Raw genomic sequence first — 18,744 nt, 5'->3', positions numbered from 1 at the left:
ATACGAAAATCCAACAAGAGCTTTTCAGGCCGTAAATAAAAAAACCACTCAGTAAGAAATGACTGAGTGGTTTTTTATTGAATCACGAGTAGGTTATATTTCCACAGGAGGCGTAACCGTCACCACCATGCTCATGATGTCACGCTCTTCCGCTTTGGCCCCGATACCATAGCTCTTAATAGCCCAGTAATTCCCCGCTTCCGCTTGTAGAACCCAGTGCCACAGATAACCGTCTTCAAACATCAAAGACAAGTTTCCTCTGTCATCCAGCTTCCACTGAATCGTTTCTGAAGTTCCTTTTTCCGGCTTATCATAAGATGCTGTTCCATCTTCAGCAGCCTTCATTATGCGAGTGCTCTTGCCATTGTTGAAAGAAAACGTCAATGTGCTCCCAACTAGCATGTCCTCGGTAAAGATGTCATATCCACCACAATCCATGACTGCCTTTTCAAACATATCTTGGTTTGCAGAGACGCCCGACATATCACCCACCGAGCACAACTTCGAGGTAACCATTTTTTCATCTTCTGACATTGGTGCCGTCGATTGGCAACCAAACATCAAAGCCGAACCTGCCATTAATACTGATATTGAAATTAGCTTCACTTTGTATGCTCCTTCTACATGAATGTCTAACTACACGCTGCTTGATAAAAATATCAAACAAGTATTAAAGAAAAGCCACCAACAGCAATGTGTCAAGTTGCTCACATCTTATTGTTAATATTTTGTTGTTATACCTCTCTAAAATGAGACATCGCCTCACTAAGGCTTCGGCCACATTTCAGCCACAAAGGTTGCTGTATCCTGCCCCATTAACGCATTGAGCGTTTTGTTCACATCATCGACGGAGATCGTATTGAGTATTGCGGGTGCACGGCTAAATATTTCAAAGTCATAGCCATACAGCACGGCTCGTTGGTGCCAGGAAAGTTGCGCAAATGGATTGTCTTTTTGCACTGAAAGCGAATGGCTTACTTGCTTTTTAGCGGTATCCAACTCTAACTGAGTAAAGCCACTTGCCAGCTCTTTGTGAATGTCATTCAACGCCTTACGGGCTTTCTCTACATCCGCTGTATCCAAATTTAAACTGATCACAACAGAAGCAATATCGGCTTTATCTTCGACGGAAAGGATCACCGCCGGTGTGTAATCTAGCCCCCTTTCTTCTCGAAGCTCGTTTCGATAACGGGTCTCAAGCAGATAGTAGATCAAATCAAGCTGAATGAGTTCTCGTGTTGAATTAGTCTTATAATAACTTGAGTAGAACAGATTAAACGCAACGCTGTTTTCCTTAGAAATATCTAATCGAAGGTCTTGGCGATCCTCCTTCAATTTTGCGGTTTGCGACCCCATATCTGTTTTTTCATCATACTGAATATTTGCTAGATAACGCGTCAGGTAAGGTTCGACTTCAGATGCCGACATGTCAGCAACGATAACAACATCAAAGCCGTACTTTTGACGGAACAGCCCATCATAAAGGCTTTGAACTTCTTCCACTGTCACCGCTTTAATCTGCTCAACAGAAGGGAATTGATAGTAGCTATTTGGTTGGTACAAGACTTCACGCGCTGCTTTCGTTAACTGGCCTGAAGACGATTTAAGCCCCTGTATGCGGTTGTTAACGACATTCTTTTTAACCAACTCAAGCTGATTCGCTTGAACCTGCATCGAAGTGGCCGCGGTATACAACGCGGAAAATGCGTTATCAAGAGACTCCTTGTGAGAAGTCATACTAAAACCTTGCGCACTGGAAGCAAGTATAGGGTACAGCGTAATGCCATTTTCAGTTAAGAAGCGGTCTGCTTCAACTGCATTAAATTTACCAAGGCCACTGCGCATAAACGAATCCAATGCCAGTTCGACTGCCGGGTTTAATTTGGCATCGACACTTTTGATTCCCCCTCTGGCAGCGTAAGACAAATACAGTTCTTTCTCAGCTTCAGGTACACGTTTAAGCCAAACTTTCATCCCGTTATCCAGTTGCCAAAAATGCATATTCTCACTCAGCGTTTTTTGCTCAACAACCTTGCCATGCGAAGTGGGAGTAATCAGTTCATTCGGGACGCTACTAATATACGTTTTCTGACCTGGCTGTTCCAACATGGCGAGCATTGGAAGATGATACGAGCGCAATCTACGCCCTTGTTCAGCTTCGCTCATATCATCGGCTAAGCTCGCAGAGTAAATGTGTTTTAACTCTGCACTTAGTAGTCGGTTCACTCGCTTATTCACGTCGCTAAGGGTCACCTTATCGATAAATGCTCTTAAGTTGTCACGATAATCTGCAATATCTTGATAAACTCGATCATCAATCAGGGTGTTTTGCTTGTAGTTTGCAATGCTGCTAGAGCTTGTGTTGGTTTCATCCAAATCGATATTGGCATGCTCACTATTAAACTGAGACATAACCGTGTACAGCTCACTTTCTACAAAGCCATAATCACGAATACTCGTCAGCTCTTTGGCCATAAACTCAAGCATCGTCAATCGCTCTTGCTCATCATAGTCGGCATAAATCACACTATACTGTTGATCATACGTAACAAATGACTGGGCACCGATATCAAGCAACAACTTGTTTTCTTCAAACGCTCTGTTCTTCAAGCGATTGGAAAGCAACCCATTCACTAAATCAATATAGAGGTCTTCTTGCTGGCTTAACTTGTCTGAATCGCCTAATGTACGCAAGTGACTAAAAAGCCCGAACCCAGACGATGATCCTTCAGGTGCATCTAGCAGCAGCGCTTCGTTATCCCAAACTTTAACCTCAGCGGGCGGTGAAATTGCCGTTAGGTCACGCTTTTCCCAAGATCCGAATTCATCACTGATCGCTTTGACTAAGGCTTTTTTATCAAAATCACCCACAACCACAAGCTCAGCATTGTTAGGCACATACCAAGCTTGATAAAACGCTTCAGCTGATCTATATCGATATTTGAAATGCTCTCTTTAGTCCCCAAAACATCGTATGTCGCGTAGACTGAATCACCTAATGCAACATCAAATGCCTGATCAAATACAGATCTTTCATTACGCTCGTAACTTCTAATCTCGCCTAATACCACCCCTTTTTCTTTTTCTACTTCAGCAGAATCAAAGCTAATGCCGTCGCCAACATCTCGAAGCCACTCTAAGGCCATCGCTAAACTGGTTTGGTCAGGAAGAGATAGTGTATAAGACGTCACTTCATGGGATGTAAATGCGTTTAAGTCAGCACCAAAGCTCATTCCCGCTTTTTCAAACTCAGCAACAATGTCGTTGCCTTGGTAATGCTGGGTACCATTAAAAGCCATATGCTCTAGAAAATGAGCGTAACCATACTGATTTTCCGATTCATTCAACGCACCAGCACGAACAATGAAACGCAACTCGATAGGCTCACCTTTTTTCTCATACAAGTGATAGCCCAACCCATTTTCGAGCTGACTAGAGTGCCATTTGGTGTCTGGGATAAACTGATTAGACGTACTAGATGTGCTGCTACAAGCAGAAAGTAACGCAGCAAAACTCGCCACGACAGCCGTTTTAGATAAAGTTTGATGATGTCCAAAATGAGTATGTATTTGGTATGACATCCCATTTCCTAACGAGAAAATACAAATAATTACATACAGTTATACCAAATACACATTACATAAGCCATACAGATATGAGGCTGAGCGAATATTAACGTTTCACTTGCATCATTTTAGTGCCACTCCCTTTTTAATGGCGTCAGTTTATTAAACGTGTTCATTTTCGAGAACTTAACAACAGCAGGCTGACACTTCTTACGAGCCAACTTAACGGCGTCTCTTCGACAACTAACATTCAACTTTTTATACAATTTATAGACGTGTGTTTTAACCGTACTTTCAGCGATAAAGAGCTCATTTGCAATTTGAAGGTTAGATCGGCCACACACTAAACGATCAAAAATCTGTTTTTCTCGCTTAGTTAAATCTTCAATATCACTTTGGGAAGACAATGCATAAGGTCTCATTTTATCAAGCATTCGGGCCATAAGATGACGTGGCAGCCAAAAATCCCCAACGGCAACAGCTTCAACACAACGAGTGAGGTGGTCAAGCGAGGCATTTTCATATAAAACGCCTTTTAAACTATACCAAGAAGCAAGATAACGATTTTTCAACTCTAGCGGTATGTCGTACACAACTAAATTGCTAGTTAATGAGCTCGAGGGAAATAACTCGTTATGGGAAAGTTCATTACTGCAATCATAACTCATCAATACTACTGACGCTGTGCTAATGATATTGTCTTTACTAAATTCATCTATATTTATCTGTTTTATAATAAATTTATTAGTTCTTTCTAATTCTCTACGAATTAGTTGTGAATGAATATTAACCTTTCCAATAAATACAACCGTCTTTTTTATATGATTCTTAGTTGAAATATTTTCAATCATGATAAGCCTCTAAATAAATATGTAGTATTTCATTGCCATTTAAAATAAGAAATAAAACAATCAAATACATATTAACCTCAGTTGATGTCTCTAAATTGATACTTACCATACTATTCGGACCAAACCAGCATACCTTGATGAATTAAAACGATATTACTTAAAGCAACATGCCAAAACTACAACTTAACTAATACTTTTCCTTCCATATCAATCTTGTTTAACACTCTTACATTAGGAATTGCATTTATAGTTATTTCACGGCTGAGGGACATAGGACGATATACAATGAAAAAAAGATTCACGGTCAATGCTTATCTTTTTTTTAGTTTGTTTACATTAAATAATCCTAGTTGGGCCTCAACCGGAGAACAGTTATCAATAGATATTTCTGGTTACATACCTAGCCAGTGCAACATTAACTTTAGTACCAATAACAAAATGGTATTTAACGACCATAAACAACAATCGTTGCCGTTTAACGTTTATTGCAACCAACCTTTAACGTTGTCTGTATATTCAAAAAATGGTGGTTTACAGTTGTTAGACAGTAATAGAAAAATCCTGACTAACTATCAACTGGAAATAGATGTTGTGTCGGTCGGGCTAAGTTCCTCAATGGCAAGCCGTGACCTATTGTCACCCAATGTTATTAACGGTGCTGATGCCATTCCATTTTCGGCTAAAGGAATAATGAAAGTAACGCTCAGCGACAAACTGCTTTATGCAGGACAGTACGAAGATGTCATCGAGATTGATGTTTATCCATCACTAGATGCCATAAGCCAATAAGAAGTATGAATACCCAAAAACCAAACACAGCCCATTTTGGTGTTGGGCACAACTAGTAATTTTACCCCGTGAAAGGAGTCAACAATATGAATAAGCTAACAATATGTGCAATCGCAGTCACCGCAGCATTTACTACTCAAGCTAATGCTGGTGATGTTCAGCTCGTCGGGTATGTCGCACCAGTATGTGAAGTTAACGGCCTCTACACTCAATTACTCGATTTTGGCCAAATTGATGCATCGACACAAACTGTAACCGCAAACCTAACATTGAAATGTAACGATGCAGATGGCGCAGTTGTCACGCTAACCAGTGCCGAAGGTGGGCTTGAATCTGATGATAATGAAGATTTCGCAATCGGCTATACCGCCACATTAACCCCATCGAGCATGACACCTCTTGTGCTGGTTACGGCAGGTGGTCCAGGGCTGAATAATGTGAGTGCAACTCAAGGATATAGCGGTTCAAATCTTGCGAGCGGTACGGCTGCATCTTTAGTTGTAGAAACGGCATCAACGGCTCAGTGGTCTGGCGGTTATTCAGACACATTAACGGTTCAAATCACAGCAAACTAAACGCAAATAAATCACGGTCAAAGCGGACTGTTTGGGGGGCTTCGGCCTCCCACTTCTCGCTAAGGAGTAGCAATCATGATGCCAGTAAAGCAGGTATTTTTCATCGTCGGTTTACTTGTTAGTTCCTCGACATATGCATATAAAGTGCAACCTATGGTCGCAGAGTTATCGCCAATAGGAAAAGGCGCTCAAATGTCGATGAGAATTGACAATACTGGCAGCGATCCTCTGACGGTAGAGTTGACTCCTTTTTCAATGACCATGGATGAACATGGTAACGAAACGACCCAATTAGCCGAAGATAACCTACTTGTTATTCCGTTTACCGCCATTATCCCTCCTGGTCGTTCTCAGTCTGTCATGGTTCGCTATCTTGGTAACCCATCCATTTCACAGTCAAAATCTTACCGAATTTCCGTTCGCCAAGTAAAAGTGAAAAAACCGAATGCTGATTCCGCAAGCTTAGGGCTACTGCTTCAATTTAATACCTTGTTAAATATCAAGCCTCAGAACACACATTCAGACCTCAGCATTGATGGAATTGAGCATTCAAAAAATCAATGGTTGGTTAAAGTAAAAAATGAGGGCAACAGCTACGGTCGCTTAACGCAAACCAATTGGAAAATTTCAGACAAAAATCAATCTAGATTCATAAAGGGCTCTGAATTAAGTAACTTAGTTGCTGGCACCTTAGTTTTACCTAAATCTAAGCGCACCTTCATCATGGAACCGATTAAAGGGTTTGATTCGGACTCAGTTTCTATCGAAATTGAAGATGCGGAATAAATATGATGAAACGAAAACTATTTCTACTCATAGGTTTGATGCTTTTCTCCGCTCTCTCCAACAGCCTTGTACTGTCACCAACCGTATTAGAAATAGACACTCAACGTGGCGGTATGTCCCAAGTAGTGGTCACGAATAACACCAATCAAAGTGTGCCACTTGAAGCCAGTTTACGTCGGATTGTCTTTCAAGCGAATGGCGAGTTCATTACTGAGGAAGTAGAGGACGATAACTTACTGGTGTTTCCACTAGCCAGTATTTTACACCCTGCTCAGTCTCAGGTGTTTCGCCTTCAATGGGTAAGCAAAAACCAACAAACTAATTCTGAAAGTTACTATTTACGGCTAAGCCAACCGGCTTTATCTTCTGAATCGATGCGTAACCTAGGTGTTGGCCTATCGACCGTCAGCCATTCGGCAGAGAAGCGAAGTGGTATTTCAGTTCAGGTTCACTATAACGCTCTGGTGCATGTTTTCTCTCAGTCACAACAAGCAAACGTGGCTTTACATGTTGAGAAGAGCGGTGAAGTGAAACTGGTCAATCACGGCAATCGCTATACCTACTTAAGCCTCATCAAATTTGTACCAACCACCACCACACTATCCAAAAACTACAATGCGCAACTCTTCGATCAACTTGATGAGCGGTTTATTCCCCCATTCTCAACGCTCAGTATCCTTCCTAAACACGCACTTCCCCCCGGTGAGTATCAAGGCTTGATACCATGAGTTTACGACGACTCTGCCTATGGGCTATCGGGTTTACATCTCTGGTTTTCTTCCCCACTTGGCCCAAGGCCGAGACGATGAAACTCAACCAAACCGGCCGCGATATTGAAATGATTTCGCTGTTGAAAATCAGCGATAGTGTGATTGGTGAAGCTCAATTGACCATCACAAAAGATGATCAAATCTTGTTGCCAAAAAGCGCCACAATAGCGTTACTAAAGCGCTTAATTTCAAGAGAAACGATAACCAAACTAGCGCAATCAAATGCCACTGATATTCTCTCTCAACAAGACTTTCGCGCTGTCGGATTAGACCTAATTTTTAGTTTTTCAACTCTGGAATGTACAATTTTGGTTCCTACCGACCATTTACTCACCCAACAACTTTCCGCTGCTGGTTCACAGCTAGATTCTAATTACTTGGAACCCTCATTGGTCAGTGGCTATGTCAATGTCAGTTTATCGGGCACACAAACGCAGGCCGTTAACAAGGATTCCATTATCGACCGCCAGACGAATCACCGTTTTGAGTCTGCATTCAGTGTTGGTCAAGCTAATCTCGAGTACGAATCAAACTACCAACATTCTAGTACCGAAGCCGCCAGTTATTCGCGCAATGGCACACGAGTTAACGTCGACTTTCCAACTCAAGGGACTCGGCTGGTTGTGGGTGATATGTTTAATAACGGCAAGAACCTACAAGGCAGTGCCGATATTCTTGGTATCGGGATCACTCGAGACTTTACTCTTATCCCCACTCGAAATGTGCGTCCTAAGGCCACTCAATCATTTACATTACAACGAACGTCAAGTGTCGACGTTGTCATTGATGGGGCTATCGTCCAACGTTTAACACTCAATGCAGGTAGCTATAACCTCAATGACATTCCGCTTGCTCAGGGGAACAACGACATTGAATTGATCATTACTGATGCAACTGGCAAACAAGAACGAGTTCAATTTTCAGTCGCGACCGGTAATGATTTACTCGATAGTGGAGAGTTTGAATACAGCTTAATGTTTGGGGCACCTAGCGGCTTTAATGGCAACCAAATAAAATATGAAACCGACCAAAGACTGCTACACGGTTATCTGGATTTGGGCGTGTATCCCTGGTTAACTATTGGTTTAAACGCGCAAAGCCAAGAGGATCTGTATCAATATGGCAGCTCTTTGTTAATGGCGGGGCCGTTTGGCGTGACTGAGTTCATCGCGTCAAAAAGTCACCACCCAAACATGGGTGACGGGCACGCCATGCGCATTGCCTTTGATGCCAGCTTTGCTGACAATCATTCGCTTCGCCCGCAATGGAGCGTGATCTACGATTATCAAACTGAGAACTTTGCTGGGGTCGATGATTATCAAGTCGATGACCAAATTTTAAATAATATTGCCCATTACATCTCTATGTTTGGTTCCGTAAATCTGACGCCAAGACTACGAGCCGCCGCATCGGCCACCTACAGTTCTGGTATTTCATCTAATAATAACTACTGGTCATTGAGCCCTAGTCTTTCTGGTTCATTTTTTGATACTCCAGCGACTTGGAGTACTCGGGTGGATTATCGTGATTACCAACAGCAGCAGGATGAATTATCAGCGTCGCTCACTCTGAGCTGGCCGTTGAGTCAAGCCACTCGAATTGTGGGACGTTACGTGGGGCAAAACGATCAAGCTATAATGGATATAAATTATAAGGAAGGCGTCGGCAATACTGGTGCTCTTTCCGCGTTTGCGACAGTAACAACCGACCCAAAAGTCAATGCTGATGTCGATGCGGGTGTGAATTACACGGGTAACCGATATCAATTTGTCGCTGACCATACAACACGCTACGAAGACATCAATCAAGATAATCGAACTCACAATACTCGAGTGCAATTATCCAGTGCTATTGCCTTTGCGGGCACATCAGTGGCGATTGGCCGTAAAGTCGGCGAGTCGTTCGCGGTGATCAAAAAACACAAAAGCTTAGCTGAGAATCGGGTGGCCATCGAACCACTCAGAAACACCGAGTATGCCCGTGTCGTGAGTGACTCTAGCAGCAACGTATTGCTGCCAGACTTGGTTGCCTACAATGCACAGTTGATTGGCTACGACGTAGAAAACCTTCCACCTGGTTACGATTTGGGCGACGGTGCATTCTTACTGAACCCGGGTTACAACCGAGGTTACCAACTCACCGTCGGGTCTGACGCGGTGTTAACGGTAATCGGCCGAATGCTCGATAAAAAAACCGGCTCGCCGATCCAGCTCATCGCAGGCAATGCCATTTTTCTGGATGATGACAAACAAGAATCCGTTGAATTTTTCACTAACCGTACTGGCCGATTTGCTATTTCAGGGTTACAACCGGGATCTTATCGTTTAGAGCTCAACATGAAGAAAAAAAGAAGTCTTGTGATCACTTTGGATCAAGACAGCGATGTTTTAACCTTGTTAGGAGAACTCTATGTGGATTAATCGCCGATTTCTTATTTGTTTTTTAGCTAGCATCCTGTCTGGTCACGCCCTTTCAAGCAATCTAGATTGCCAATTTAACTTGCTCAGTATTGAGCCTCTCTCGGCTAAATCAACTTACGATGTGTTCTTTACGGGCGGAATGCCACTGATACAAAACTACCAAATTAGAGCAGAGATTACAGGCCAAGAATGCGCAATCGACGTTGAGCTAGATATTGATCAAGGCGCTAAAGTATTACGCCGTTCAGGCTCTAAAGAAATGAAGCTAGAATGGCATGGCAATGCCGGTTACGAGAAGGCAGGCCGGTGGTATATTTCCCTTTCTGAATTGAATGAAACTGCAAGATTTCAAATTCGATATCCGCCCAATCAATGGCTTACAGCCGGTCATTTTACGGGTCAGTTACACGCTTCATTCTCTGGGCCTAACGCAAACCTAGCCCAACAGGAACAACAGCTAACCTATGATGTGAGCGTATCGGTTTTACCCAGTGCCAAGATACAATTTTATGGCTTGTCTCAACGACACTATGAATTGAACATCGGTGACTTAACTAAAAATAAAACCGTCCAGCCTGGGCCTAAACTATGGGTGCAAAGTACCGGGGGTTATTCCATTACTGTCGAATCAATAAATCGCGGGGTTTTACGTCATCAATCAGAGAACTCACAATGGGATATCGCCTACCAATTGACATTAGAGAATCAGAATATCGACCTAAACCAATCTATTGATCAATGGTTTAGTCAACACTCTACGTCTGGTAAGCCCATACCCATGACATTTCTGGTAGGGGATACAAAAAACAAACCAAGTGGCCGCTATCACGATACGGTTAATATCTCTATCCAACCGGAATTGACTCAGCAACCGTAATCGTATTATCACTTAGCTAATAATTAGCCTTAGAACAACGCTAATAGCTTAGCTCATAATGCACTTCACTTGCGCCTACAACTTGATTTCTTCCTCCTGCTTTAGCTTCATACAATGCGTCATCGGCTTTACTGTACATGGTTTCAAAATCGAAATTTTTCGGCAATGCTGAGGAAAAATAATAGCCGACAGAAACTGTAAGCAGGTTTTTGGGCGGGTTCTGATTGTGTGAAATGGATTCTTTTTCAATGGCCTGCCGAATCTCCTCAGCTAATTGACAGGTGCTTTTCTCATTGGTATTTGATAACAACAGCGCAAACTCTTCACCGCCAATTCGGCAGAAACTCTCACCATCTGTTTTACAAAAACCATTCAGAATATTACCAATACGTATTAACGTGATGTCCCCTTCAAGGTGACCATAGGCATTATTGAACAAACCAAAAAAATCGAGATCCAATAAAATCAAACCGAAGCCCACCGGGGCACTATTTGGCATCATTTCAAAACTATCCATCAACTTACTCAACTGGCGACGATTTCCAAGCCGAGTTAATGGGTCGATATTGGATAACAGTTCCAGTTGTTGATTCGCTTGCTCTAATTCTAACGTGCGCCTTTTAACTTCGCGCTCAAGATTTTCGTTTAGGTTGCGTATCCCTTCTTGTGCTTTGGTACGTTGAAGCACTTCCGTCAAATTGGACGCAAATAGCAACATCAATTCTTGTAACTGACTGGTTAGCGGTTTACGAGACAATAGATTGTCTGCGGCAATGAATGCAATTGGCCCTTCAGTTGAGCTTTTCAGTAATGTCATGGCAGTCCAACCGTTACCGACAATGCGTTTGTCATGATAGATGGGGACAGAGTCTTCAAACGAAATTTCATTTGGTTGGGCTATCGCCGTGCTGACTAACGGCCTATCGTATTGAACTTCGCTTCGATAATAGCTTTCGTCTACCACATTACCTTGAATGTCCGTGCCCCATGTTCCCTCTATCTCGGTCAGTTCGCTGTCGGTCAAAAACACCGCTAAGCGGTCAATACCAAGGTGATGAATGGCAAAATCAACCGCCGAACGACACACTTCGCTTACTGTCGTACAGCGAGAAAGTTCAACCATACTCGAATGCAATAAACGCATGTTCTGTTCTTGTCTTTTACGAATATAAATTTGAGACATCAAAGAACCAAGCGAGCGTAATATCCCTCTGTCATATTTACTAATTGGCTCACGGCGAATGAAATTATCAAACGCAACCCAACCAATCGCATCTTCGCCGTCTCGTAAAATCAACATCCCATTCCAACCTTGCCCGACGACTGAGCCGGAGCTGTAAAGCGGTGCATCTTCAATAATCACTAGATTTTCATCGGGGCTATATAATGCTTCAATGTACTGTTCTTCTAATTGATGAATATCGTAGATGGTGTGGTACTCTGAAATGGTTTCCCCATGTTCGCTTGTACCATAGGTACCAGTAAAACAACGCTTTTTTAAATCTAATAACATGAACACGCTGCGATCGAATCCGAGCTGATTTCGCATGGCTTCAACAATACCTAGATACAGTTCATCCAATGTCGGCGGATTTGATAGCCCAACAGCAACTTGTTGGATCATTTTCATTTGTTCAATGAACTGTTCTCGTGAACGGATCTCGTCTAAGTATTTCGCTTCCCGAATGTCTCGATTTTTAAACTCCCTTGCAGCGTCTCGCTCTGCTCGTAAACACTGCCAGCGCGAAGCCACAAAGTTAAGTACATCCAAATCAAGTCTAAAACTTTGATCTTCTATGTATTTTGGGTCAACCGCTTCAACAAATAGGTAGGTTCGCCAATCGTGGTGGTTATCAAACATCATGATATAGCACTCCCCACCCAGTGCATCTTGGTAGTTCCAAGCACAGGTATTGATTTCAAGGGGGATCAGATTCTCTGAGGTATCAAATTGGGCCGCCCAACGCCAAAAGGTCTCAGGAAACGAAATGACCGGAGTATAGTCACCTCGTGAGTACAAAGGATTGGCTTCAGGGACTAATAGCGGATCTTGTATAAAATACATGGCTCTTGGATTGATTCGCTCTACAAGAAAATCGAATACCACATCCGCAACTACTTTATGGTCGCGAGCGGATGAAACCGTTGAGACTATTTGCTGTTTCTGCACTTTGTTCACCCTAAGCCCACTGAAATTTTTTATAATTATGGAATCATTATCAAATTTCACGTTAGCTTTAGTACTTTTATTATGCAACTCAGCTTTTATGTTCATGATAAGTAGGCCGCAAAACAACAGCCAACAAAAGTCTATTTCGCGAGGTTACTCAAGTTTCGTATTAAGCTCATAATTCATTACATTGTTTGGCCGTCCAACTCGCTATTTGTCATCTTACTCCGTTTAATCTATCGCCGTGCCTATCTCGTATCTCTTTTGACTGTAGATGCGATAACCCAGCAAGCCCAACATAATCAGCGTCATGGTTAAATAAAATAACCCCAACGTTGTTTGGCTGTGAACCCAACCGGCTAGCCACCCACCAAGTAATCCGGTAAGCGACATCTGTATTGCGCCAGATAACGCAGTAACCGTTCCAGCCTGTCTTTTATGGGGTTCGAGCAATAACCTATTGGCCACGGGTGAAATGAAGCCTTGCGCTGTCGCTAGAAGCGAGACAGATGCGATAAGAGAGAACATTGTCATATCACTCAGCAGTAACCACATACCTGATACACTGCACATCATCAAAGCCAACGCCAATATCTGATTGCTGCCTAGATAACGGCGTATCACGTTTTGCACCAAGCTACCAACCAACAGACCAAACGATGGTAAAATCATCACCACGCCATAATCAGCGGTGCTCATTCCTAGCTCGCCTTGTAACAAGTAGGGCATTAAAGACAAGGTCACCATGATCATCAAGAAATTAATCCAATTGTAAGAAGCACTGGTGAGCACTTGGCTGCTTTTAATGAGTCCAATATAGCGACTAAATACATGCCTCAGCTTTAGTTCCGATTTTTTATATGGCAGTGTTTCGGGCAATATAGTGCACCCTAGAACATAGATGGCAGCAACGTAGATAAACACAAAGAAAAACACCGACTGCCAACCCAAACTCCACGCGAGCCAACCACCTAACACAGGTGAAACCATCGGCATAACAGAGCCCAGAATAGACATGTACGAAAGCGCCCGAGCCAGTTGGCCGCCGTTATACGAGTATCGTAAAATACTGGCTCCAATAACAGAGGCGCTACCCGCACCAAACCCTTGCAGGACACGCCCTAAAATAATCATGGATAAGTCATGGCCAAATACCACGCAAATTAACGTACCAACTAAGTAGAGCCCTTGACCAAAGATAAACACAGGTCGGCGTCCAATTGCATCCGCAACTGGGCCATAAAATAGTTGCGACACCCCTAGGCTAACCAAATAACCGGTAACGATGTATTGCACTTGTTCGGCGTTCACCCCTAAGTCACCACTGATAAGTGGTAATGCTGGTAGGTAAATTCCAACGCCAACCTGACCGGTGGCGATAACCATCATTGCAAGAAACAACGGCAGTTTATTAAACGATTCATTCTTCATGCATCTAGTGTACATTTAGTCATAGCAATTGATAATTAGCCAAATAGGAAATAGATTAAGTCCTGTGGGGAATAAATAATAACAAGAGTATGGGGGGATTATGGATTGGAACGAAGCAATACGCAGTTATATTCGAGTAGTCGATGAAGGGAGCTTCAGCAGCGCAGCCCGCAGGCTCAATACCACGAGTTCGGCAGTCAGTAAGAGAATACACTGGCTAGAAGAGCGTGTTGGCGTTCAATTACTTAAGCGCACAACCCGATCCATCAACTTAACGGAAGCTGGCGCATTATTCTACGAGCGATCCTGCGTGCAAATGGAACAATGGCAGTCTGTCATCGACGAAACTCGTTCCGTTAATCAAACCCCTGCTGGCGTACTAAAAATAGGCGCTACGCTGGCCGTTGGCTCCAAATTTATTGTCCGCTATTTAGATGATTTCCTACGCCAGTATCCCGAGATCAAAGTCCAACTGACGACCACGATCTCGGGCCAACTACCTGAACTCAGTTTGGATCTATTTATCAGCAGAGAAATCGAACAGATGAACTCACTAAGCTTTAAAGCCACACCTCTGTTTGAGCATAAAGCGGAACTGTTTGCTTCGCCGGGTTATCTAGCGACCCATGGCTCTCCTCAATCTGTCTCTGATTTGAAGTTACATAATGTTTTGGTATGGGGGGAGAGGCTAGAAAAAGACATCCAGCTTTCTACAGGGCAACGAGTAACCTTAGGAGGAAACTTCGTTACCACGAATCCTGAGGCGTTATTTTATGGTGCAAAAGCGGGAATGGGTGTTCTCATCGCTAGCCGCATGATGATACAAGATATGTTAGATGCTAACGAACTCGTTCAAGTCCTACCAAACATTACTGCAGATACAACAACCGTATATGCCTACTACCCTAAATTAGATTACGAGCATACGAGAACCAAACTGTTTATCAATTACTTAAAACAGCGGTTGTCATCATCGAGCTAAATTTAGGAGAAAAAGCAAACAAAGCGTCAAGACTAAAAGCCATTAAGATAAGAATGAAAAAGCGCTACTAATGAGTAGCGCTAACAAAAACTCACCACAAAAAGCACTATGCTTGAGTAGTAGAAATCAAACCGTTATCTTGTCCAAATGAATTAGGCACATAGCGGTCTGCGTGCGCATCGTTAACCCACTCAGATTCATTCACAAGATAACGAAACTCAAACTCTTTCCCTTTAGGCAGGCGAGTTTTAAATTTAAACGCCTTATCTTTCTTATTCAGCTTCATTGGCTGAGCTTCCCAGTCCAGGAAATCAGCAACCAAAGCCACCGATGAGGCTTTTTCTACATCAAGGACAAAAGTTACTTCTACTTCATCTTTTGTTTTAAAAAATCGTTTACTAATCACAAGCCAACTCCAATTTGTTATGGTTTCACATGAACGACATTTACCCCTTAATAACTCAACCACTTGCATAAGGCAAGCAAAAGCGTTCGTTTAAGACCGTAGAACGATCAGGTCAAACCTCTATACGGTAAATTGCTTTTCTGAACACTCAACGACCTAACTCCGATATCGAGACAGAAAAAAGCCCAGCAAATTCGCTTAATGCCACTCGCTTAAGAGCGAGTGGCATGTTTATTGGGGTATCGGGCTGGCTTTTTTAAAACCGCTCTGGGGTATGGTTTCCTTTTCCGTTTCTTGGGGAGAATAAGCCGCTTCCCATTGTCCCTGAGAGCTTTTAAGTTTTTTGGTATCGCTCCTGGACTTCGAGTGTCGCTCGCCCAAATCATCTCATCCATAATCAAAAATAAGGCATTAATGAAGCTGATCCGTAGAGGCTCAACTTCATGTTGTTTAGCCATCTCAGCCATTTCCAGCCTCACGATGTTATAGCTGGTTAATATTCCCCATAGCTCCTGATATATCCCGACTTTTTTCTTACTTCGTAATGTTGGTTTGTTTTGTAACTGATACTGCTTTAGTTCGCCGTAACTGCGTTCGATTTCCCAACGCTCCCAATACACTTTAACTAAGTCATCAAACAGATAGCGCTCAGGGCATAAGCACGAAGTAATGAAGCCTTTGATTTCACCTTTAGGGGTTGGAATTAGAATAAGGCGTGCTTGCCATCTCTTGCCAAGATAGGGAGTCTGCTTTTGAGCTTGTGGTGAAACAGGCATCTCAATGAGATGATCATAATCAGTATAACTCTCGATTATGTCATAGCGCATTTTGGTTTTGATTGGTGTTAACCAGTGGCTGTTACTGCTAGCACCCTGCCAGCTGGTAAATAACTCCGCAGAAGTGAACCCTCTATCAAAAAGTGTTAATGAGTCATCTGGTGCTGACCCCACAAGTTGTTGGGCATATGATATTTCACTGTTTGTTACTGGTCCAAAAGCAGCATCGGACACAAGGTGGCTACGTGTAGACATTAATGTTACTGCCAACACGCTTGGAAATGATGCACCTTTTTGAGCAAACCCAAAATGCTGATTTTCTTCGGTATTGTGAGTTTTGAAATACGTTCCATCGACACTAAGAAGCTTTAAGCCACAAACTTCGTCAAAGTCTGATTGTTGCTCCCACTGTTGGGCTGTAGTTTTAAATAAGTAACGCATAGGTTTATCGCCGAGGCGTTCTTTCCCCTTGATAATACTGCTTGTTGCCATAGGTGTGAGTTCACCATCTACATCAGGGAATGCTAACTCCAACTTGTCGCAGACATCTTGAATGGAGCGATTACGTTGGAGCCCAATCCCTAATACTAACCAAACAGCTTGCTCTGCGGGGAGGCGTCGCTTTCTGAGCGATACTCGTCCAGTTTGTTGAACAGCTTCTTCAACCCATTCCCAAGGAATGTGTTTATTAAACACATCGATTGGACGTTCGTGGCAAAACTCTGCGGTAACCTGTAACTCTTTTGAAAACTCAGACATAAAAAATCGGCCGTAACTTACGTTACGACCGATTATGAGGCCTCTGGAGGATCGTTCAAGTAGCTAAACGATCGGCATTAAGCAAATTCGCTAGGCTCAAACAGTATAGCCTGTTGCTATTACGAACTGATGTCAGCGTAAGACTCACTTTCGTCTTTTACAACAAAGTGGTTGTTAATCACAACCGTGCGCTCACCATCACCAGACTTATCAGTCTGAATGTACATGGTCGTTTCTGTTGGCGTCCAGTTCATGTAAGTCGACGTTACTGTTCCCATCAACTCACCACGACCTTTCCAAAGTGGTTTTGTGCCAAGAAAATTTTGAGCTTCAGCCATCTCACCCGTAGCGCTAGGCATAAACTTGTCCGCTGCGGCTTGACGTGTCAGAGAGTGAGCGGCAAATGACTCATCAACAAACGTTTCTTGTTGATAGGTTGAATGGTTAGCGTGGGCTTTCCACGGGCCGGTAGAGGTTCGAACGGCACCTTTATAACCATTCTCAATGTTCACGACTTCGTTGTTACCATCCGCCACGATGTAAGAAAAGAATGCCGTGTAGCCATCATGATTTTTCACCATATCAATCACTTGTTTTGGTTGCTCAATATTGTAAGCATCCCAAGATAAGTAAAAAGAAGGCGTGGCATGGTCACTGATGATCTCACCCTTATCTTTTTCACGAGCCGTACCATCACTGGCCAGAGTATTCATCAACACCATCTGTCCACCCTTAGAAATACCGCCATAAGGGATCAAGCCAGCCCAAGTTTGAATAACACGTGTTTTGCCATCAGTATCGGTATGATGTAAGACGATAAGGCCGGTGTAATTAATGCCCATGTAATCGAAGTTAGCCGCCCCCCAAGCCGATCCTTGTTGATCAGACTTCGCCATTACAGTGCACCTCGCAGGAGCACTTGAATCAACATCCGCTTGTAGGAAGCCCATACCGCCATTGCTTTGACTTTCCAAAATAGCCTCATCAGACATAGCAACGGATAACAGTAACTCAGGAGTCCGATTTAAACCTTTCGCCAATCCTTTGATGTAAGCGGCTGCATCTGGGCTACTTTTTTCAAGCTTTGTGAACACATCTTTGCTTTCAAAGCTTTTAGAAATAGAAACAACATTAAGGCCAGGTAACATGACACCTAACATATTATTGAATCGGTCAATACTATCTAAGATTTGAGCGCCGGCCACATCCGCAACGTGTTGCCCGAGTTCGTAAGACGAACCATTGAACTGCACTTCAGCGATTTGCTCGGTGTGTTGAATTAACTTTGCACTAGCTTGAAGTGAAAACAGAGATAACAACGCAGTGTATATAAGAGATTTTTTCATTCTTCCACCAATTGATTTAATATTGAACAATAAAGTAATACTACGCCTGAGATTTATGAATGTAAATTGACCGAGATCACAAGAGTTCTTTTTCAATGACTCAACTAATTCAATTTTAAACAATTGCATGAAAAGGATCATAAGGTAAAAACACATACTCATGAAAAAATGCCAACGTTTAATATAATTCCTTACAGATAAGTGTTGGAAATACTTCAAAAAAGTCACCGAAACAACTTT

16 protein-coding genes are annotated in these 18,744 nt (G+C 42.8%); 7 read left to right on the top strand and 9 right to left on the bottom strand.

Going from position 1 to position 18,744, the window contains the following annotated elements:
- Positions 1 to 93: 93 nt before the first annotated feature.
- From VTAP4600_RS20765 to VTAP4600_RS20750, 4 genes are all read right to left on the bottom strand, one after another.
- Positions 94 to 606 carry a hypothetical protein gene (locus tag VTAP4600_RS20765; RefSeq protein ID WP_102524669.1) on the bottom strand — a complete coding sequence of 171 codons (513 nt, stop codon included), beginning with the start codon at positions 604 to 606 and terminating at the stop codon, positions 94 to 96.
- 159 nt (positions 607 to 765) lie between these two features.
- Positions 766 to 2,898 carry an insulinase family protein gene (locus tag VTAP4600_RS20760; RefSeq protein WP_102524668.1) on the bottom strand — a complete coding sequence of 711 codons (2,133 nt, stop codon included), beginning with the start codon at positions 2,896 to 2,898 and terminating at the stop codon, positions 766 to 768.
- Positions 2,844 to 3,581: a M16 family metallopeptidase gene (locus tag VTAP4600_RS20755; protein WP_102524667.1), complete on the bottom strand. Its 738-nt coding sequence runs from the start codon at positions 3,579 to 3,581 to the stop codon at positions 2,844 to 2,846. The genes VTAP4600_RS20760 and VTAP4600_RS20755 overlap by 55 nt, the downstream gene beginning before the upstream one ends.
- Before the next feature lie 113 nt (positions 3,582 to 3,694).
- Positions 3,695 to 4,417: a response regulator transcription factor gene (locus tag VTAP4600_RS20750; RefSeq protein WP_102524666.1), complete on the bottom strand. Its 723-nt coding sequence runs from the start codon at positions 4,415 to 4,417 to the stop codon at positions 3,695 to 3,697.
- Between the two features lie 285 nt (positions 4,418 to 4,702).
- Here VTAP4600_RS20750 and VTAP4600_RS20745 point away from each other — a divergent pair, with 285 nt between their 5' ends.
- The 6 genes from VTAP4600_RS20745 to VTAP4600_RS20720 all read left to right on the top strand — a co-directional run bounded on the left by VTAP4600_RS20745 (position 4,703) and on the right by VTAP4600_RS20720 (position 10,634).
- Complete coding sequence (locus tag VTAP4600_RS20745) at positions 4,703 to 5,206, top strand: hypothetical protein (protein ID WP_102524665.1); 504 nt, start codon at positions 4,703 to 4,705, stop codon at positions 5,204 to 5,206.
- Positions 5,207 to 5,292: 86 nt separating this feature from the next.
- The gene (locus tag VTAP4600_RS20740; RefSeq protein ID WP_102524664.1) at positions 5,293 to 5,781 is read left to right on the top strand and encodes a hypothetical protein; all 489 of its coding nucleotides are present in this window, start codon (positions 5,293 to 5,295) and stop codon (positions 5,779 to 5,781) included.
- A gap of 75 nt (positions 5,782 to 5,856) precedes the next feature.
- Positions 5,857 to 6,567, top strand: a complete 711-nt coding sequence (locus tag VTAP4600_RS20735; protein ID WP_197708691.1) for a fimbrial biogenesis chaperone — start codon at positions 5,857 to 5,859, stop codon at positions 6,565 to 6,567.
- A gap of 2 nt (positions 6,568 to 6,569) precedes the next feature.
- Positions 6,570 to 7,295, top strand: coding sequence for a fimbrial biogenesis chaperone (locus VTAP4600_RS20730; protein WP_102524663.1), 726 nt, complete (start codon positions 6,570 to 6,572; stop codon positions 7,293 to 7,295).
- A 77-nt stretch (positions 7,296 to 7,372) separates the two neighbouring features.
- A complete protein-coding gene (locus VTAP4600_RS20725; protein ID WP_102524662.1) occupies positions 7,373 to 9,757 on the top strand; it encodes a fimbria/pilus outer membrane usher protein in 2,385 nt (794 codons plus the stop codon).
- On the top strand, positions 9,747 to 10,634 hold the full coding sequence (locus VTAP4600_RS20720; protein WP_102524661.1) for a hypothetical protein: 888 nt from the start codon (positions 9,747 to 9,749) through the stop codon (positions 10,632 to 10,634). The genes VTAP4600_RS20725 and VTAP4600_RS20720 overlap by 11 nt, the downstream gene beginning before the upstream one ends.
- Before the next feature lie 40 nt (positions 10,635 to 10,674).
- On the opposite strand, the gene VTAP4600_RS20715 is transcribed toward VTAP4600_RS20720, so the two are convergent.
- Entirely contained in the window at positions 10,675 to 12,804 is a 2,130-nt protein-coding gene (locus tag VTAP4600_RS20715; RefSeq protein ID WP_102525470.1) for a sensor domain-containing diguanylate cyclase, read from the bottom strand.
- Between the two features lie 231 nt (positions 12,805 to 13,035).
- Positions 13,036 to 14,235, bottom strand: coding sequence for a multidrug effflux MFS transporter (locus VTAP4600_RS20710; RefSeq protein ID WP_102524660.1), 1,200 nt, complete (start codon positions 14,233 to 14,235; stop codon positions 13,036 to 13,038).
- Positions 14,236 to 14,335: 100 nt separating this feature from the next.
- On the opposite strand from VTAP4600_RS20710, the gene VTAP4600_RS20705 reads away from it, so the two are divergent.
- Complete coding sequence (locus tag VTAP4600_RS20705) at positions 14,336 to 15,217, top strand: LysR family transcriptional regulator (RefSeq protein WP_102524659.1); 882 nt, start codon at positions 14,336 to 14,338, stop codon at positions 15,215 to 15,217.
- Between the two features lie 106 nt (positions 15,218 to 15,323).
- On the opposite strand, the gene VTAP4600_RS20700 is transcribed toward VTAP4600_RS20705, so the two are convergent.
- The 3 genes from VTAP4600_RS20700 to VTAP4600_RS20690 form a co-directional block, all read right to left on the bottom strand.
- Positions 15,324 to 15,623: an isoamylase early set domain-containing protein gene (locus VTAP4600_RS20700; RefSeq protein ID WP_102525469.1), complete on the bottom strand. Its 300-nt coding sequence runs from the start codon at positions 15,621 to 15,623 to the stop codon at positions 15,324 to 15,326.
- Positions 15,624 to 15,835: 212 nt separating this feature from the next.
- Positions 15,836 to 17,158: an IS4 family transposase gene (locus VTAP4600_RS20695; RefSeq protein WP_012397019.1), complete on the bottom strand. Its 1,323-nt coding sequence runs from the start codon at positions 17,156 to 17,158 to the stop codon at positions 15,836 to 15,838.
- Between the two features lie 119 nt (positions 17,159 to 17,277).
- Positions 17,278 to 18,504, bottom strand: a complete 1,227-nt coding sequence (locus VTAP4600_RS20690; protein ID WP_102525468.1) for a C45 family autoproteolytic acyltransferase/hydrolase — start codon at positions 18,502 to 18,504, stop codon at positions 17,278 to 17,280.
- Positions 18,505 to 18,744 lie beyond the last annotated feature (240 nt).

It is taken from the genome of Vibrio tapetis subsp. tapetis (assembly GCF_900233005.1).
Taxonomy (GTDB): domain Bacteria; phylum Pseudomonadota; class Gammaproteobacteria; order Enterobacterales; family Vibrionaceae; genus Vibrio; species Vibrio tapetis.
The sequence above is the reverse complement of the archived record's forward strand: the minus strand, read 5'-3'. Positions and strand labels throughout refer to the sequence as shown.

Bases quoted from the DNA above. Each gene is read 5' to 3' on its own strand.
- VTAP4600_RS20755 (WP_102524667.1), bottom strand. From the start codon at position 3,581: ATGTCATACCAAATACATACTCATTTTGGACATCATCAAACTTTATCT.
- VTAP4600_RS20750 (WP_102524666.1), bottom strand. From the start codon at position 4,417: ATGATTGAAAATATTTCAACTAAGAATCATATAAAAAAGACGGTTGTA.
- VTAP4600_RS20745 (WP_102524665.1), top strand. From the start codon at position 4,703: ATGAAAAAAAGATTCACGGTCAATGCTTATCTTTTTTTTAGTTTGTTT.
- VTAP4600_RS20740 (WP_102524664.1), top strand. From the start codon at position 5,293: ATGAATAAGCTAACAATATGTGCAATCGCAGTCACCGCAGCATTTACT.
- VTAP4600_RS20735 (WP_197708691.1), top strand. From the start codon at position 5,857: ATGATGCCAGTAAAGCAGGTATTTTTCATCGTCGGTTTACTTGTTAGT.
- VTAP4600_RS20730 (WP_102524663.1), top strand. From the start codon at position 6,570: ATGATGAAACGAAAACTATTTCTACTCATAGGTTTGATGCTTTTCTCC.
- VTAP4600_RS20725 (WP_102524662.1), top strand. From the start codon at position 7,373: ATGAAACTCAACCAAACCGGCCGCGATATTGAAATGATTTCGCTGTTG.
- VTAP4600_RS20720 (WP_102524661.1), top strand. From the start codon at position 9,747: ATGTGGATTAATCGCCGATTTCTTATTTGTTTTTTAGCTAGCATCCTG.
- VTAP4600_RS20710 (WP_102524660.1), bottom strand. From the start codon at position 14,235: ATGAAGAATGAATCGTTTAATAAACTGCCGTTGTTTCTTGCAATGATG.
- VTAP4600_RS20705 (WP_102524659.1), top strand. From the start codon at position 14,336: ATGGATTGGAACGAAGCAATACGCAGTTATATTCGAGTAGTCGATGAA.
- VTAP4600_RS20695 (WP_012397019.1), bottom strand. From the start codon at position 17,158: ATGTCTGAGTTTTCAAAAGAGTTACAGGTTACCGCAGAGTTTTGCCAC.
- VTAP4600_RS20690 (WP_102525468.1), bottom strand. From the start codon at position 18,504: ATGAAAAAATCTCTTATATACACTGCGTTGTTATCTCTGTTTTCACTT.